The organism is Nocardia sp. CA-120079 (genome assembly GCF_050955745.1).
GTDB lineage: Bacteria > Actinomycetota > Actinomycetes > Mycobacteriales > Mycobacteriaceae > Nocardia.
On the sequence record NZ_CP192088.1, the window covers coordinates 3,620,232 to 3,636,249 of the forward strand.

The following is a 16,018-nucleotide window of genomic DNA, read 5'->3' on the forward strand; positions in this document are numbered from 1 at the left end:
CGCCGCAGACCCGGTCCGGGTCGCTCCCGCCGGCGGAGGTGGACCCCCGGTCGCTGAAAAAGGGGATGCGGGGCACCGGTAGGCTGGATATCTGTGCAGACCCACGAGATCCGACGGCGATTCCTGGACCATTTTGTCCGTGCCGGACACACCGAGGTGCCCAGTGCCTCGCTGATCCTGGCCGACCCGACCCTGCTGTTCGTCAACGCGGGCATGGTTCAGTTCAAGCCGTACTTCTTGGGCCAGGAGGCGCCGCCGTTCCCGCGCGCGACCAGTGTGCAGAAATGCGTCCGCACCGGTGATATCGAAGAGGTCGGCGTCACCACCCGGCACAACACCTTCTTCCAGATGGCGGGCAATTTCTCCTTCGGTGACTACTTCAAGGAGGGCGCCATCACCCTCGCCTGGGAGTTGATCAGCAAGTCGCAGGAGGACGGCGGCTACGGCTTCGATCCCGAGCGGATCTGGGTGACGGCCTACGAATCCGATCCGGAGGCCGCCGAGATCTGGCACCGGGTCGCGGGCATCCCGAAGGAGCGGATCCAGTTCCGCGACGGTAAGGATAATTACTGGGATATGGGTGTGCCCGGCCCGGGTGGCCCGTGTTCGGAGATCTACTACGACCGCGGCCCCGAATACGGTAGGGACGGCGGCCCGGTCGCCGACGAGGACCGCTACCTGGAGATCTGGAATCTGGTCTTCATGCAGGACATCCGCGGTGAGCAGAGCCCCAAGCTCGGCCACCCGCCGGTCGGATCGCTGCCCAAGAAGAATATCGATACCGGCATGGGCGTCGAACGCATCGCGCTGCTGTTGCAGGGCGTCGACAACGTCTACGAGACCGACCTGCTGCGCCCGATCATCGATAAGGCCGAGGAGTTGACGGGCCGGTCCTACGGTGTCGAACACGAGGACGACCGCCGCTTCCGCGTCATCGCCGACCACGCCCGCACCTCGGCCATGCTGATCGCCGACGGTGTCAACCCGGGCAACGAGGGCCGTGGCTATGTGCTGCGCCGCCTGCTGCGCCGAATCGTGCGCTCGGCTCGGCTGCTCGGCGCGGACAAGCCGGTGATCGGCGAATTCATGAAGGTCGTCAGCGAGCTGATGTCGCCGTCGTATCCGGAACTGGCCACCGACTTCGCGCGGATCGAGAATGTCGCGGTGGGTGAGGAGACCGCGTTCCTCAAGACGCTCAATACCGGCTCCCGGTTGTTCGCCGATGCCGTCGACGAGGTTGCGGCCAAGGGCGGCAAGACGATTCCGGGTTCGGACGCCTTCAAACTGCACGACACCTATGGCTTCCCGATCGAGCTGACCCTGGAGATGGCGGCCGAGGCCGGACTGTCGGTCGACGAGGAGGGCTTCCGCTCGCTCATGGCCGAGCAGCGGAAGATGGCCAAGGAGGATGCGCAGGCGCGCAAGCACGGCCATGCCGACCTGTCCATCTACAAGGAGTTGGTCGACCGCGGCGCAACGGAATTCACCGGCTTCGACGAGCTCACCTCCGAGGCGCACGTTCTCGCGCTGATCGCCGACGGTGTCCGGGTGCCGACCGCCACCATCGGACAGGACGTCGAGGTGATCCTGGACCGCAGCCCGCTGTACGCGGAGTCCGGTGGTCAGATCGCCGATCGCGGCACCATTACGGCGCAGGGCCTCAAACTGCGCGTCAACGATGTGCAGAAGATCGCCAAGAAGCTGTGGGTGCACAAGACCACCGTCGAACAGGGCCAGATCACCGAGGGCGATGTCGTACTCGCCCAAGCCGATCCGGCCTGGCGCCATGGCGCCACCCAGGGCCACTCCGGCACGCATATGGTGCATGCCGCGCTGCGGCAGGTGCTCGGCCCGAACGCCGTGCAGGCCGGTTCGCTGAACAAGCCCGGTTATCTGCGCTTCGACTTCAACTGGCAGGGCCAGCTCTCCGAACAGCAGAAGGCCGATATCGAGGCCGTCTCCAATGACGCGGTCGGCTCGGACTTCCCCGTGAACACCTTCGTCACCGATCTGCCCAAGGCCAAGCAGATGGGCGCGCTCGCGCTGTTCGGCGAGAACTACGGCGACGAGGTGCGCGTGGTGGAGATCGGCGGACCGTTCTCGATGGAGCTGTGCGGTGGTACGCACGTACAGCATTCCTCGCAGATCGGCCCGATCACCGTGCTCGGCGAATCGGCGATCGGTTCCGGTAAGCGACGCGTCGAGGCCTTCGTGGGCCTGGACTCATATACGTATCTGGCGAAGGAGCGTGCCCTGCTGGCCGGTGTCGCGTCCTCGTTGAAGGTGCCTTCGGAAGAGGTGCCTGCGCGCGTCGAGCAGCTCGTGGAGCGGCTGAAGGTGGCCGAGAAGGAGCTCGAGCGCACCAAGATCGCCACGGTGCTCGCTTCGGCGGCCAAGTTCGTGGACGAGGCCGAGCGGGTCGGCAGCGTGCTGCTGGTGGCCGCGGCCGCGCCCGAAGGTGTCACCGCCGGTGACCTGCGCACCCTCGCCACCGATATCCGCGGCCGGTTCGGCACCGAACCCGCGGTCGTCGTGCTGCTCGGCAATGCCGATGGCAAGGTCCCCTTCGTCGTGACGGTCAACAAGAGCGCGCAGGATCTCGGCTTCAAGGCCGGAGACCTGGTCTCGAGCTTCGGCCCGAGCATTTCCGGTCGTGGCGGCGGCAAGCCGGAGATGGCGCAGGGCGCCGGTTCGGACCCCTCGGGTATCGAAGTCGGTCTGGCCTCGGTCCGTGCCCGGGTGGCCGAACTCGCCCGGTGATGGGCGACTCGGAGAGTCATCGTCCCTCGCCCGACACCGATCCCGGCCGCGGCAGGCGGATCGGCATCGATGTCGGCAGTGTCCGGATCGGGGTCGCCTCCAGCGACCCGGACGGCCTGCTCGCCACGCCCGTGGAAACAGTGGCGCGCGCAAAGCCGAATAGGCGCGCGCCCGGACCGGCAAGCGACATTTCCAGAATTGCCGAAATTGTGCGGGAATACGAGGCCGTCGAGGTTATCGTCGGTCTGCCACGGACATTGCGCGGGGAAAAAGGGACCGCAGCCGATGCGGCGATGGCGTTCGCGGAGCGTTTGCGCGCAGTCATAGCCCCGGTGCCTATCCGACTTTCCGACGAACGTTTGACTACGGTGTCAGCTGCACGTGCATTGCGGGACAGTGGAGTTCGCGCGCGTGGCCAGCGGCAGGTGATCGATCAGGCGGCCGCCGTAGCGATCCTGCAGGGATGGTTGGACGAACGGAGTGCGGTGTTGAAGTCGGCCGAAGCGGCGTCTGATTCCGGAGACGGTGCATGACGGATCGATGGGCGCGAGCCGAGGAACGTTTCCGTCAGCGCGAGGCTGAGCGGCGTTACCGGCGAAACGACCAGGCATGGGAGGACTACGACGACGACACCACGGTCATTCCGCGCTATACCGACGAAGATCACGACGAGGTGCTCGCGGCGGAGCGTTCGCGACGTGCGACCCAGCGCGCCGAGCGCGGGGAACCGCGGCGTGGGCGGCCGCAGCGGACCGAAGGAGCCGAGCCGCGGCGGGCCCGCGGTGACGGGCTGGGTGGACGCTCCGGTGCCGCGTCCGCGCGCTCCGGGCGTACCAGGCCCGAGCGCGGCGGGAGCCGGACAGACGAGGAGCGTGCGGAGTCCCGCTCGGAGCGTCGGCGCAGTGCGCCCGCGCGGGGCCGACGGTCCCGGGCGGCCTCCCGCAAGGCGGCCGAGCGCAAGAAACGGCGCCGGAATCTGTGGCTGATCGGTGCGCTGTTCGTGGCGCTGTTCGCCGGCGCCGCGGTATTCGCGGGGATGAAAGTGGTAAAGATGTTCGGCGCGCCCGAGGATTTCGCGGGTCCGGTCGGACCGCTGGTGGTGGTGCAGGTCCATCCGGGCGATACGTCGAACCAGATCGCGGAGGAGATGCACAAGAAGGGCATCGTCGCGAGCAGTGAGGCCTTCTTCCAAGCAGCCGTGCGCAATTCGAATATGAATTCGGTGCAACCCGGCTACTACGCGATCCCGAGTCACAGTCCGTCCACGCAGGCGGTGACGGCACTGCTCGGCAAGAGTTCGCGGGTCGGCAATCTGGTCGTCTCCGAGGGACGGCAGCTGCACGACCAGCAGGACGTGAATACCGGCTCGCGCAAGGACGGCATCTACCGCAAGATCGCCGACGCCAGCTGCGTCGGCACCGGTACGAATCAGAAATGCATCACTTACGACCAGCTCGATGCCGCCGGTGCGGGTGCGGATCTGACCGCCCTCGGCGTGCCGAGCTGGGCCGAACAGCGGGTGCGTGACGTACCCGACCGCAGCAGGCAGCTGGAAGGTCTTATCGCCGCGGGCACCTGGGATTTCGATCCCAGTGGTACGCCGGACCAGATTCTGAAGCAGCTGGTGAGTGCGAGTGCGCGCAGCTACGAGTCGACCGGTCTGCTGCAGTCCGGCGCCGAGACGAAGCTGAATCCGTACCAGACCCTGATCGCCGCCTCGCTGGTGGAACGCGAAGCACTGCCGCAGGATATGGGCAAGGTGGCGCGGGTGATCGTGAACCGGCTCGCGGAGAACCAGCCACTACAGTTCGACTCGACGGTGAACTACGCACTGGACCGCACCGAGGTCGCGACCACCGACGCCGACCGGGCCAAGCGCACGCCGTGGAACACCTACGCCATGCCGGGACTGCCGGCGACCCCGATCTCCGCGCCATCGTTGAATGCGATGCGCGCCGTGGAGAATCCGGAGCCGGGGACATGGTTGTACTTCGTGACAGTCGACAAGCAGGGGACCACCTTGTTCACCGAGAGCTACAGCGAACATCTGCGCAATATCGAAAAGGCCAGGCAGAGCGGAATTCTCGACAGTGGGCGGTGAGGCGATGACGCAAACCCGCAAGGCGGCCGTGCTCGGTAAGCCGATCGCGCATTCGCGGTCGCCGCAGCTGCATCTTGCGGCCTACCGTGCGCTCGGGCTCGATTGGACCTATGAGCGGATCGAATGTTCGGCCGAGGAGTTGCCCGGTCTGGTCGATGGGCTCGGACCGGAATGGGTCGGGCTTTCGGTGACCATGCCGGGTAAAGAGGCCGCGCTGGCATATGCGAGCGAACGCACCGAACGGGCGGTGCTGGTCGGCTCGGCCAACACCTTGGTTCGGATCGGCTCGCAGGGTTGGCGTGCCGACTGCACCGATGTCGACGGTGTGCTCGGCGCGTTGCGCGGCGGTGGTGGCGGTGAGTTGACCGAGGCCGTCGTACTAGGTGCGGGTGGAACCGCACGTCCGGCGCTGCTCGCATTGTCCGAACTCGGTGCCAGGGCGGTCACCGTCGTCGCCCGCGATGCCGGAAGGGCGCGCAACGCAGTGGACCTCGCTGAGCAACTCGGTATGACCACCGCCGTGATCGGCTTCGACAAAGACGCATTGCGCACGGCGTGCGCGGATGCCGGTGCCGTGGTGAGCACGATCCCGGCCGAGGCGGCCGCGGTTGTCGCCGAGGCGGTGGCAGCAGCCCCGGTGGTGCTCGACGCGATCTACAACCCGTGGCCGACGCCGCTGGCTGTTGCGGTCGCGCGGGCGAAGCACACCGTGGTGGGCGGGCTGGAGATGCTGCTGAACCAGGCCTACGGACAGGTCGAACAGTTCACCGGCCGTCCGGCTCCGCGCGCGGAAATGGCCGCCGCGATAAATCTGTAACCGGTTCTCATTTGGATCCGGCCGACTCGAGGCTATGGTGTTGACCATGAATGGTTGGGTGTTGCGGGCCATCGGGCTCGGTGCGCTGGTCGTTTTCCTGCGTGCCGCGTTGGGATTCGCGATGGTGTACTGGCCGACCCAGGGCAGTTGGATGCGACCGCTGTGCCTGGTGGTGCTGCTCGCCGCGGTGGTGTTCTGGGGTGTGCTGGATGGCCGCAAGGACCGTGAGGTCCATCCGGATCCGGAGCACGGCTCCGACCTCACCATCCTGTGGCTGAAGACCGCGGCTGCCGCGGGTCTGGGCAGCGGTGTGGTTTCGTGGCTGCTCGACTGGCTGCCCCGCTTCGATCTCGGCGATAACGGCCTGCTCTTCGAGCTGACGGCGGGCGCGTCCTTCATCATCCTGCTGGTCTTCATCCCGGGCCTCATCGGCATCGGCATCGGCCGCATCATTGCCGACCGCCAGATCAACAAGTCTGCTAAACGGTCGACACCCCAGGCACCGGGCGCCGCCGCGACTCCCGCGTAGCCGCTGGCGAATTCGATTGGAGGCGACCTTCATCGGCCGATACGGCCGCCAGGGTCGCCTTCGTTTTTCCGGATGGACCGCAGCCTGTTCAGGTGCTGAGCTCGCCCATCCCGCGGGCGGGCCGATGCCAATGTGCCTGCGGCCGAGATCGTGACGCAAAAGCGGCGCAACCGACCGAATCGGATGCGCCGCTTCGCTGTTCGTGACTACAGCAGGATCGCGCCGCTGCTGGCGCTGTCCTCGCGGGCGATCGCCGAATAGGCGGCGGCGAGCAGGGTGGGGTCCGGGCCTTCGAGGCGGCCGGGCTTGGCGAGGCCGTCGAGGACCACGAAACGCAGCACGCCGGAGCGGGTTTTCTTATCGGTCTGCATGGCGTCGAGGAGTTGCGGGAGGGCGTCGGCGTCGTAGCTGGTCGGCAGGCCGACGCTGGCCAAGACACTGCGATGGCGGTCGGCGGTGGCATCGTCGAGGCGACCCGCGAGTCGGCCGAGTTCGGCGGCGAAGACCAGGCCCACCGACACGGCCGCACCGTGACGCCAGCGGTAGCGCTCGCGGCGCTCGATGGCGTGGCCGAGAGTGTGGCCGTAGTTGAGGATCTCGCGCAGGCTGGCTTCCTTGAGGTCGGCGGCAACGACATCGGCTTTCACCTGGATGGCGCGGCGGATCAATTCGGGCAGCACGTCACCGGTCGGGTCGAGCGCGGCCTCCGGATCACGCTCGACCAAGTCCAGGATCACCGGGTCGGCGATGAAGCCGGCCTTGATGATCTCGGCCATCCCCGCGACGATCTCATTGCGCGGGACTGTCTCCAGGGTCGCCAGATCTACCAGCACAGCGGCCGGTTCGTGGAAGCTGCCGACGAGATTCTTGCCCGCCTCGGTATTGATACCGGTCTTACCGCCGACGGCCGCGTCGACCATGGCCAGCAGCGTGGTCGGCACATGCACGATATGCACTCCGCGCATCCAGGTCGCGGCGACGAATCCGGCCAGATCGGTAGCCGCACCGCCGCCGAGCGATACCACCACGTCATTGCGGGTCAGGCCGATGCGGCCGAGCACCTCCCAGCAGAAGCCGGCCACGGCCAGATCCTTACCCGCCTCGGCATCCGGGATTTCGACGCGGTGCGCGTCGATAGCCTTGTCGGCCAAGGCCTTGCGCACCACCTCGGCGGTTTCGGCCAGCGGCGGCTGATGGAAGATCGCGACGGTGCGCACGCCGGTGGTCGCGCCGACGACCGACTCGACGAGCTCGCTGAGCAGGCCGCGGCCGATGATCACCGGATACGGATCGGCGGTGCGGACCTCGATGCGACTCGGCTCGGTCGGGCTGGTCGGCTGCTGCTCAGCTGGGCTGATGGGTCGCTCGCTTCGCTCACTCACGTGTACTCGGCTCCGATTCTGTGCGTGCTGATTGTTTGAGCGCTCGCGCGCGGGCGCGACGTGCCCGGGTGCGGCGGGACCGGCTTCCGGGTGTCGCTGGGTCACCGGGTCCTTCGGAACCGGCACGCCCGTTGGCGATTTTGCCGGTGGGCTTGGGGCGATCGACTGTTGCGGTATCGGTCGTGATCCGGCCGGCCGCGGTGATATTGCCGCTGGACTCGAGCCGCTCGGTCGCCGCGGATTCGGTGCCGTCCGCCTGCGCGGCGGCGGCCCGACGACGCGCGGCCGCCCGGGCCCGGGCGGCGCGCCGGGCTCGGGATCTATTGCTGCCCTGCGGTTTCGGCGCTACGACGTCCGGCGTAGGTCCGCTCGAGTCGGGCTCCGCTTCTTGCGGCAGTACCGATTCCATGCCCAGCTTCGCCATGATCATCCGCACCACGCGACCCGGACTGCGACCGTCGGTGCGCACCCGCACCGTGGCGACCTCCCGATACAGCGGTCTGCGCTTGCGCATCAGCTCGCGATATTTCGCACCCGGATCCGCACCGTTGAGCAGCGGTCGCTGCGTACTCGCGCCGGTGCGCCGAAGTCCTTCGGCCACACTGATTTCCAGATACACCACGGTGCGATTGCGCAACAGGGCCCTGGTGTCCTCGGACAGCACGGCCCCACCGCCGAGGGAGACCACACCGCGTTCGGCGAGGATGGCGCGACGCACTACCTGCTCCTCGATCCGGCGGAATTCCGGTTCGCCATCCTCGGCGAAGATCTCCGGGATGGTGCGTCCGGTCTCGCGCTCGATTCCGGCATCGGTGTCGTAGAGCTCGACACCGAGTTCCCTGGCGAGCTTGCGGCCGATCGTCGACTTCCCCGCCCCCGGCGGTCCGACCAGCACCACGCGCGGTGCGCGCGGATCGGACTGCACGATCATTGCGGCACGTGTGGTCGGGTGCCGATGCGCTTGACGTAGCTGGTGATGTTGTCGACGGTCTCGACCAGTGAGTCACCGCCGAACTTCTCCAGCGCGGCCTGCGCGACGACCAGCGCGACCATGGTCTCGGCGACGACACCCGCGGCGGGCACGGCACAGACATCGGAGCGCTGGTGGATGGCGACAGCCTCCTCGCCGGTGGTCATATCGACCGTGGACAGCGCGCGCGGCACCGTCGAGATCGGCTTCATCGCGGCGCGCACGCGCAGCGGCTCGCCATTGGTCATACCGCCCTCGAGACCACCGGCACGGTTGGTCGAGCGCAGCACGCCGTCCGGCCCCGGCTTCATCTCGTCATGTGCCTGGCTGCCGCGGCGGCGCGCGGTTTCGAAACCGTCGCCGACCTCGACACCCTTGATCGCCTGAATCCCCATGAGTGCGCCCGCGAGGCGCGAATCCAGCCGATCCGCGCCGCTGATGAACGAACCCAATCCAACCGGTAGCCCGTCCACGACCACCTCGACCACACCACCGAGGGTGTCGCCGTCGTTCTTGGCGGCCTCGATCTCGGCGATCATCGCGGTCTCGGCGTCCTTGTCGAACGCGCGCACCGGACTCTCGTCGATCGCGGCCAGGTCGGCGGCCGTCGGCACGATGCCGGTGGTATTGGCGGCGGTACCGATCGAGACGACATGCGAGATGACCTCGACGCCGAAGGCTTGGCGCAGGAAATTCCTGGCGACCGTGCCAGCTGCGACGCGCGCGGCGGTCTCGCGGGCGCTGGCCCGCTCCAAAACATTGCGGGCGTCGTCGAAGTTGTACTTGAGCATGCCCGAGTAGTCGGCGTGCCCCGGCCGCGGCCGGGTCAGCGGTGCGTTGCGGGCCAGATCGGCGAGTTCGTTCTCGTCCACCGGATCCGCGGACATGACCGTCGTCCACTTCGGCCACTCGGAGTTCGCGATCTCGATGGCCACCGGTCCGCCCATGGTGCGCCCGTGCCGCACTCCGCCGATGACGGTGACCCTATCGGCCTCGAACTTCATTCGGGCGCCGCGCCCGTACCCGAGCCGACGGCGCGCCAACTGTGCGGAGATCTCGTCGGACGTCACCTCGACACCGGCCACCATCCCCTCGAGGATGGTGACAAGAGCGGGACCATGGGATTCTCCGGCAGTTATCCAGCGCAACACGCTGTCCATCTTCCCATGTCGACGGGGGTGCTCCGGCACGCGGCCCGCCGTGATGACCGGCACGGTGACGTCGCGCATCGGCTAGCCATACGCCGCCGCCAGGCTCACCACCGTCGCGACGCACATGGCGGGCCCATGGGGAAGCGGACGCGGTCCGGCCCGATCAACACCGGACCGAATCCGCCGGTGAGCCAATACGGCGAGCCCGAATGCCGCAGTCAGCACGGGTGCGACGAGCGCCGCCCGCACCCATACCTGCGCACCGCCGAGCGCCGCGACCGCGCCGAGCCCGACGGCCAGTTTCACATCACCCGCCCCGAGTGTGGCCGGTGCGATCAAGTGCACCAATAAATATGGCGTCGCCAACAAGATCGAACCGACCACACCGGCGGTGAATTGTGTTGTGAACAGCGCATATCCGAAGATGATCAGCGCGCCGGAGACGGTGAGCGCATTGGGCAGTCGGCGCTGCCGGATATCGCTGGCGGTGAGTACCGAGCACCATGCCAGCAGCAGGGCAAAAGCGGTGGGGGACATGGCCTTCAGCCTCGTCCGCTACCGGTCGCGGATGCAGCCCCCGATTTCGGATTGGGGATAACCGATCGATATGTGAACATCGATCGCCTCGCTCGAATACCGGTAAACCTGTGTTTTATGCGGGATCTGCGGCGTGTCGGCGGTAGTTTTGATACATGTCTGCTGATCACGCGGGTCCTGGGCCCGACTACGCGGCGCGCCGTGGCGCACTGCGCAGTCTGCTGGTGGAGAACGAGGTCGACGCGCTGTTGGTCACCGATCTGGTGAACATCAGGTACCTGACCGGCTTCACCGGGTCCAATGCCGCACTGCTGGTGACCTCCTGGGATATGCGTAATTCCGAGGAGCGCACCGTGATCGGCACCGACGGGCGCTATCTTGGCCAGGTCGCCGAACAGGTGCCGGATCTGCGCGCCGAAATCGCCAGGGCCGCCGCCCGGCGCATCGTGGAACTCGCGGGGGAGTGGCAGCTCGGCCGGGTCGGCTACGAGAGCCATATCGTCACCGTCGACCAGCATCGCGGATTCATCGAGCAGAAGACCGGATTGGAATTCGTCGCCACTCCGGGGCTGGTCGAACAGCTGCGCATGGTCAAGGACGCTTACGAGATCGAACAGTTGCGTGCCGCCTGCGCCGCAGGGGACGCCGGGCTGGCGACCCTGCTGGAACGCGGCGGCCTGCGCCCCGGCCGTACCGAGCGCCAGGTCGCCAGGGATCTGGAATGGGCGATGTTCGAACACGGCGCCGATGCGGTCGCCTTCGAGACCATCGTGGCGACCGGTGCGAACTCCGCCATCCCGCATCACCGGCCCACCGCAGCGGTCCTGGCCACCGGTGATTTCGTCAAGATCGACTTCGGCGCCGTGGTCGGCGGCTACCACTCCGATATGACCCGCACCTTCGTACTTGGCACCGCATCCGACTGGCACCGAGAGGTGTACGCGCTGGTCGAGGCGGCCCAGCGGGCCGGACGCGAGGCGCTGAAGCCCGGCGCGCCGGTCACCGACGTGGATGCGGCCGCGCGTGCGGTAATCGAGGCGGCCGGGCACGGGAAGCTGTTCGTGCACGGTCTCGGACACGGTGTCGGACTGCAGATCCACGAAGCGCCGGGAATCGCCAAAACCGGAACCGGTACACTTCTGTCTGGCGTGGCGGTGACCGTCGAACCAGGTGTGTACTTCCCCGGCCGCGGCGGCGTCCGGATCGAGGACACGCTCGTGGTGCGCGAGGGGGGCCCGGATCTGCTCACCAACACCAGCAAAGACCTGACCGTCGTCGAATGATGCCGGTCATCGAGACCGCATATCCAGAACTAGGAGATCCGAGAACAGTGGCGGACACCAGCGACTTCAAGAACGGCCTCGTGCTGAAGATCGACGGTCAGCTCCAGCAGATCATCGAATTCCAGCACGTCAAGCCGGGTAAGGGCCCTGCCTTCGTGCGGACCAAGCTGAAGAACGTGCTGTCCGGCAAGGTCGTCGACAAGACCTTCAACGCGGGCGTCAAGGTGGAGACCGCCACCGTCGACCGTCGCGATATGACCTACCTGTACCACGACGGTTCGGATTACGTCTTCATGGACGGCGAGACCTTCGACCAGATCTCCATCTCCGAGGAGACCATCGGCCCCGGCGCCCGGTTCCTGCTGGAGAACATGGTCGTTCAGGTCGCCACCCACGAGGGCGCGCCGCTCTACGTCGAGCTGCCGGTCACCGTCGAACTCGAGGTGCAGCACACCGATATCGGCCTGCAGGGCGACCGCTCCACCGGCGGAACCAAGCCCGCCACCCTGGAGACCGGCGCCGAGGTGCAGGTCCCGCTGTTCATCAACACCGGCGACAAGCTGCGCATCGATTCGCGCGACGGCAGCTACCTCGGCCGCGTGAACGCCTGATCGCCCGCCCCGCGGCAGTAGCGACGGGCCCGGAGGCGGTAGCGCAGCGTGACCACGGAGGGACCCGCTGCTGCCGCCATCAGACACTGCGAACAGGGATAATGAGTGCTGTGGCGGAACAGCCCATAGACAAGAAGTCCACCTTCAAGAAGCTCGGCGCGCGCCACAAGGCCCGCCGCCGGGCGGTCGATCTGCTCTTCGAGGCGGAGGCCCGCGATGTGGACGCGGCCGACCTGCTCACCGAGCGGGTCGAGCTGGCCACCCAGGATCAGGCGGTCGCCCCGGTGCATGCCTATACCCGCACCCTGGTCGAGGGCGTCGCCGACGATCTGGATCGGGTGGATGGCACCATCGAGTCCTACCTCAAGGACTGGGAGCTGTCCCGGCTGCCCGCCGTGGACCGGGCCATCCTGCGGATCGCGGTGTGGGAGTTGTTCCACGCCAACGATGTTCCGCCGGTGGTCGCGGTCGACGAGGCGGTGGAGTTGGCCAAGGAGTTGTCCACCGACGATTCGCCCGGATTCGTCAACGGTGTGCTCGGCCAGGTCGTGCTGGTCGCCCCGCAGGTGCGCGCGGCCGCCGCGGCGACCAGGGCACCGCGTCCGGAGTCGCAGGCGTGATCAACAAGTATCTGGTCATGGCGATGCGCAAGCCGTCGTTCGACCCGGCGGTGATCGAGCCGCACAAGCAGTTCCTGAACGAATTGCTCGAGCGCGGGCAGTTGGTGGAGAGCGGTCGATTCACCGACGGCACCGGCGGCGCGTATGTGATCAACGCCGAAAGTCTGGAAGCCGCAAGGGAAATCGCGTTCACCGACCCGGTGCACACCACCGGTTCCTCGGAGCTCATCGTGTACGAGTGGGAGATCGCCGTCTCCGCCTGATTGCCGTCGGCCAGGCCGCACACCGGAATGGTGTGCGGCTGTTGACGTTTCAGGGCCCATCGATCCGGTGCCATAGCCGCCCCGAGCTCCCGCTGGTGGGTGTACTGGCCCAGCGGGAGCGAACCGCGAGGACCCTCTCGCGGAATCGGGTGTGCCTGGGGCCGCGGTGCGCACCGACGGATGGTGTGCACCGCATTCGGCGAACCTTGGCACGGGTCGATCCTGGTTCCTGAACTGCACTCGAGGTCAAGATTCCACTGTGTGGTCTGGGTCACTCACGGTGAGCACGATCTTTCCGCTGGTTCGGCACTGCTCGATGAGGCGGTGTGCCCGCGCTGCCTGCTCCAGTGGCAGCACTGTTTCCACGTGTGGGCGCAGCTGCCCGCTCTCGACCAGATCGGTCAGTGCTTCGAGGTCGGCGCGGTCGGGTTCCACCAGGTAGCCGCTGGCGCGTACGCCGAGTTCGGCCGCGCGCTCGGCCATTCCGGGTGTCCATGCCACCTGTGCGTTGACGAGAATGCCATCGGGACGCAAGGTTTCGAGCATGCGTAGCGCCGGTTCGCCGCCATGCATCTGGATCACGATATCGATATCGCGGAGGGTCGCTGCGATATCGGTCGTTGTGTAGTCGATGGTCTCGTCGGCGCCGAGTGCGGTCAGGAAGTCGTGCTTGGCCGCGCGCGCGGTGCCGATCACATACGCCCCGAACGACTTTGCGATCTGCACGGCGAGGTGGCCCACGCCACCTGCCGCAGCCGACACCAGAACGCGCTGCCCGGGAGCGACTTTGCCGATATCGACGAGCATCTGCCAGGCCGTGAGCGCGGCCAAGGGCAGCGCCGCGGCCTCGGTGAAACTGGAACCCGTTGGCATGGGCGCGAATTGGTGCGACGGCGCGGTCACGTATTCCGCGTAGGCACCCGCCGCGCGCGGGAACCACGGCATGCCGTACACGCGGTCGCCGGGCCGGAAGCGGGTCACCCCGTAGCCGACCTCCTCGACGATACCGGCGACGTCCCAGCCGTTGACGAAGGGCAACGTCAATGCCCGTACGTACGCCCGTCCTTCTCGGGTGAAGTAGTCGATCGGATTGACCCCCGCCGCAATGACTTTCACCAGAATCTCGGTGTACAGCGGTGTCGGCCGTGCGATCTCGACGAGTCGCATGGTCTCCAGCCCGCCCCACTGCTCCTGCTGAATAGCGCGCATGATCTGTCCTCTCATCTCGAGAATGTGGACGCTCGTCCGAGGTGTTCGAGCGGCCGTGTATCCACTGAGCTGCGGGTTTTCCGCCGATTAGGTATAGAGATTCGCCTATCTGGTTGTCGTCGAGTCGAAACCAAGATCGACAAGCGGCTACAGCGCGGTGAGCGATCTCGCCGCGTCATCCTCGACCGTGCCATGGATATCGCCTCGGTCGAAGGCCTGGAAAGCCTGTCCGTGCGGCGTTTGGCGACCGAACTCGACCTCAGCAAGAGCGGCGTTTTCGCGCACTTCGGCTCCAAAGAAGAACTCCAGCTCGCGACCGTCCGCGCGGCCGTCGAGGTCTTCATCGCACACGTGGTGAGACCCGCTCGACGTGCACCCGCCGGCATCCGCCGGGTCCGGGCACTGGGCGAGTCCTGGTTGGACTATGCCGCGAAGCCCTACTTCAGCGGCGGCTGCTTCTTTCTGTCCGCCGTCGCGGAGTTCGACGCCCGCCCCGGGCGCGTGCACGACGCCGTGGCCGCATCGCGCCGAGACTGGTTGCGGCTCTACGAAACCACCATTGCCGAGGCGATCGGCCTCGGCGAGATCGTCCCCGATAACGAGCCTGCCGACCTCGCCTTCGAACTCGACGCCATCGCACGCACCGCGGCCCAGGATGCGTTGCTGTTCGGCGAATCGGTGCCCTACGGCCGAGCCCGCCGAATCCTCGCCGCTCGACTTGACGCCGTCGCACACTGACTCGCCAGTGCGACTTGACCATTCGCGCGCTGCGTCGACCACAGGTGCACCTATCCTGGGTAGAAACCGTAGGAGAGGCCGTATGGCACGGGTGCTGATCTGGCTGCGGAATAATGTCGACGGTTTCGTCGCCCTGGTTCTCGCGGTCATCTTCGGTGTGATCTCGCTGATCGATATCGGTTTCTTCGATGCGGATCTGATCAACGCGGTCATCCTGCTGGTGCTCGGTTTGCTGGCCACCACGTTGCTGCGTGATCGGCATCTGTCCGGCAAGGCCATTCGGCATTCGAACTCGGGACAACTGCTGTACGGTCCGGAGATCGGGCATGCGCATATGCTCGCGCGCCGCGGTACCGAACAGTGGCTGTTCAAAGGGGGCACCGGAACCTATCTGCGGGCCGTCACACTGCGCGAATGCGTGGAGAACGCGCGCCGCGAACAGCGTCCGCTGCGGATCCAGGTGGAGGTGCTGGATCCGACCAATGAACTGCTGTGCAAGATCTACGCGCAGTTCCGCTGCTCGCTGGTGCCCGAGGCCGACCGCACCGGCGAATTGTGGACCACCGAACGCACCCGCAAGGAGTCCTTGGCGACGGTCCTCGCGGCATGCTGGTACCGGCAGCGATTCACTTTCCTGACCATCGATGTCGGACTCTCCATGGTGATGACAACCTTCCGCTGGGACCTCTCGTCGAGTTGCGTCATTGTCACGCAGGACAATCCGAATACTCCGGCCCTGATGTTCGAACGGGACAAGCCCTCCTACCGGGACTTCAGCCGCGAGCTAGTGGCCAGTTTCAGACAGGCCAGACAGGTGCCGCTGAGCCGGAGCGAGAAACTCGCACTCGCCGACGAGCCGTCGGTCGATCAGACTCGTGCGCTGTTCGATCTGCTCGGTCTCGCGCTACCGGCTTCCTACACCGATCGCGACATCGCCGATATCGTGCGGCGCGCGCTCCAGCCGAGGAATCCGTACTGAATCCTGACCGGCCTATGCGGTCACGAGCCCGCGACTGGCCCGCATCGGGTGCCGCGCCTGACAACGAA

The 16,018-nt window shown here is 66.7% G+C and carries 15 protein-coding genes and 1 pseudogene; 11 read left to right on the forward strand and 5 right to left on the reverse strand.

Annotated elements, in window-relative coordinates; genetic code table 11:
• Positions 1-93 precede the first annotated feature (93 nt).
• The 5 genes from alaS to ACQPYR_RS16620 are packed head-to-tail and all read left to right on the forward strand — an operon-like array spanning position 94 to position 6,207.
• On the forward strand, positions 94-2,760 hold the full coding sequence (alaS, locus tag ACQPYR_RS16600; protein ID WP_433633174.1) for an alanine--tRNA ligase: 2,667 nt from the start codon (positions 94-96) through the stop codon (positions 2,758-2,760).
• The gene (ruvX, locus tag ACQPYR_RS16605; RefSeq protein WP_433633176.1) at positions 2,760-3,293 is read left to right on the forward strand and encodes a Holliday junction resolvase RuvX; all 534 of its coding nucleotides are present in this window, start codon (positions 2,760-2,762) and stop codon (positions 3,291-3,293) included. Before alaS ends, ruvX begins: the two co-directional genes overlap by 1 nt.
• Complete coding sequence (locus ACQPYR_RS16610; RefSeq protein ID WP_433633178.1) at positions 3,290-4,861, forward strand: endolytic transglycosylase MltG; 1,572 nt, start codon at positions 3,290-3,292, stop codon at positions 4,859-4,861. Before ruvX ends, ACQPYR_RS16610 begins: the two co-directional genes overlap by 4 nt.
• Before the next feature lie 4 nt (positions 4,862-4,865).
• Entirely contained in the window at positions 4,866-5,678 is an 813-nt protein-coding gene (locus ACQPYR_RS16615) for a shikimate dehydrogenase (RefSeq protein ID WP_433633180.1), read from the forward strand.
• Positions 5,679-5,724: 46 nt separating this feature from the next.
• Entirely contained in the window at positions 5,725-6,207 is a 483-nt protein-coding gene (locus ACQPYR_RS16620) for a B-4DMT family transporter (RefSeq protein ID WP_245721038.1), read from the forward strand.
• 206 nt (positions 6,208-6,413) lie between these two features.
• On the opposite strand, the gene aroB is transcribed toward ACQPYR_RS16620, so the two are convergent.
• From aroB to ACQPYR_RS16640, 4 genes and pseudogenes are all read right to left on the reverse strand, one after another.
• Entirely contained in the window at positions 6,414-7,589 is a 1,176-nt protein-coding gene (aroB, locus tag ACQPYR_RS16625; RefSeq protein WP_433633182.1) for a 3-dehydroquinate synthase, read from the reverse strand.
• 412 nt (positions 7,590-8,001) lie between these two features.
• A pseudogene (locus tag ACQPYR_RS16630) lies at positions 8,002-8,520 on the reverse strand (shikimate kinase); the annotation flags it as partial.
• Positions 8,517-9,710 carry a chorismate synthase gene (gene aroC / locus ACQPYR_RS16635; protein WP_433635149.1) on the reverse strand — a complete coding sequence of 398 codons (1,194 nt, stop codon included), beginning with the start codon at positions 9,708-9,710 and terminating at the stop codon, positions 8,517-8,519. The pseudogene ACQPYR_RS16630 and the gene aroC, both read right to left, overlap by 4 nt.
• Positions 9,711-9,791: 81 nt before the next feature.
• On the reverse strand, positions 9,792-10,247 hold the full coding sequence (locus ACQPYR_RS16640; RefSeq protein WP_433633184.1) for a prepilin peptidase: 456 nt from the start codon (positions 10,245-10,247) through the stop codon (positions 9,792-9,794).
• A gap of 155 nt (positions 10,248-10,402) precedes the next feature.
• Between ACQPYR_RS16640 and ACQPYR_RS16645 the strand changes: the two genes are divergently transcribed.
• The 4 genes from ACQPYR_RS16645 to ACQPYR_RS16660 all read left to right on the forward strand — a co-directional run bounded on the left by ACQPYR_RS16645 (position 10,403) and on the right by ACQPYR_RS16660 (position 13,024).
• Positions 10,403-11,530, forward strand: a complete 1,128-nt coding sequence (locus ACQPYR_RS16645) for a M24 family metallopeptidase (protein WP_433633186.1) — start codon at positions 10,403-10,405, stop codon at positions 11,528-11,530.
• 47 nt (positions 11,531-11,577) lie between these two features.
• Positions 11,578-12,141, forward strand: a complete 564-nt coding sequence (gene efp, locus ACQPYR_RS16650; protein WP_387284600.1) for an elongation factor P — start codon at positions 11,578-11,580, stop codon at positions 12,139-12,141.
• Positions 12,142-12,251: 110 nt separating this feature from the next.
• The gene (nusB, locus tag ACQPYR_RS16655; RefSeq protein ID WP_433633189.1) at positions 12,252-12,761 is read left to right on the forward strand and encodes a transcription antitermination factor NusB; all 510 of its coding nucleotides are present in this window, start codon (positions 12,252-12,254) and stop codon (positions 12,759-12,761) included.
• On the forward strand, positions 12,758-13,024 hold the full coding sequence (locus ACQPYR_RS16660) for a YciI family protein (protein WP_433633191.1): 267 nt from the start codon (positions 12,758-12,760) through the stop codon (positions 13,022-13,024). Before nusB ends, ACQPYR_RS16660 begins: the two co-directional genes overlap by 4 nt.
• 246 nt (positions 13,025-13,270) lie before the next feature.
• Here the strand turns inward: ACQPYR_RS16660 and ACQPYR_RS16665 are convergent, their stop codons facing one another.
• Positions 13,271-14,248: an NADP-dependent oxidoreductase gene (locus tag ACQPYR_RS16665; RefSeq protein WP_433633193.1), complete on the reverse strand. Its 978-nt coding sequence runs from the start codon at positions 14,246-14,248 to the stop codon at positions 13,271-13,273.
• Between the two features lie 120 nt (positions 14,249-14,368).
• Between ACQPYR_RS16665 and ACQPYR_RS16670 the strand changes: the two genes are divergently transcribed.
• Together ACQPYR_RS16670 and ACQPYR_RS16675 are read left to right on the forward strand one after the other, a co-directional pair.
• The gene (locus ACQPYR_RS16670) at positions 14,369-14,971 is read left to right on the forward strand and encodes a TetR/AcrR family transcriptional regulator (RefSeq protein WP_433635150.1); all 603 of its coding nucleotides are present in this window, start codon (positions 14,369-14,371) and stop codon (positions 14,969-14,971) included.
• 82 nt (positions 14,972-15,053) lie between these two features.
• Positions 15,054-15,950, forward strand: coding sequence for a hypothetical protein (locus tag ACQPYR_RS16675; RefSeq protein WP_433633195.1), 897 nt, complete (start codon positions 15,054-15,056; stop codon positions 15,948-15,950).
• Positions 15,951-16,018: the final 68 nt, after the last annotated feature.

What these genes read in the sequence shown, in the direction of transcription:
- ruvX (WP_433633176.1), top strand. Translation starts at nt 2,760, where the DNA reads ATGGGCGACTCGGAGAGTCATCGTCCCTCGCCCGACACCGATCCCGGC.
- ACQPYR_RS16610 (WP_433633178.1), top strand. Translation starts at nt 3,290, where the DNA reads ATGACGGATCGATGGGCGCGAGCCGAGGAACGTTTCCGTCAGCGCGAG.
- ACQPYR_RS16645 (WP_433633186.1), top strand. Translation starts at nt 10,403, where the DNA reads ATGTCTGCTGATCACGCGGGTCCTGGGCCCGACTACGCGGCGCGCCGT.
- ACQPYR_RS16665 (WP_433633193.1), bottom strand. Translation starts at nt 14,248, where the DNA reads ATGAGAGGACAGATCATGCGCGCTATTCAGCAGGAGCAGTGGGGCGGG.
- ACQPYR_RS16620 (WP_245721038.1), top strand. Translation starts at nt 5,725, where the DNA reads ATGAATGGTTGGGTGTTGCGGGCCATCGGGCTCGGTGCGCTGGTCGTT.
- ACQPYR_RS16615 (WP_433633180.1), top strand. Translation starts at nt 4,866, where the DNA reads ATGACGCAAACCCGCAAGGCGGCCGTGCTCGGTAAGCCGATCGCGCAT.
- ACQPYR_RS16640 (WP_433633184.1), bottom strand. Translation starts at nt 10,247, where the DNA reads ATGTCCCCCACCGCTTTTGCCCTGCTGCTGGCATGGTGCTCGGTACTC.
- ACQPYR_RS16675 (WP_433633195.1), top strand. Translation starts at nt 15,054, where the DNA reads ATGGCACGGGTGCTGATCTGGCTGCGGAATAATGTCGACGGTTTCGTC.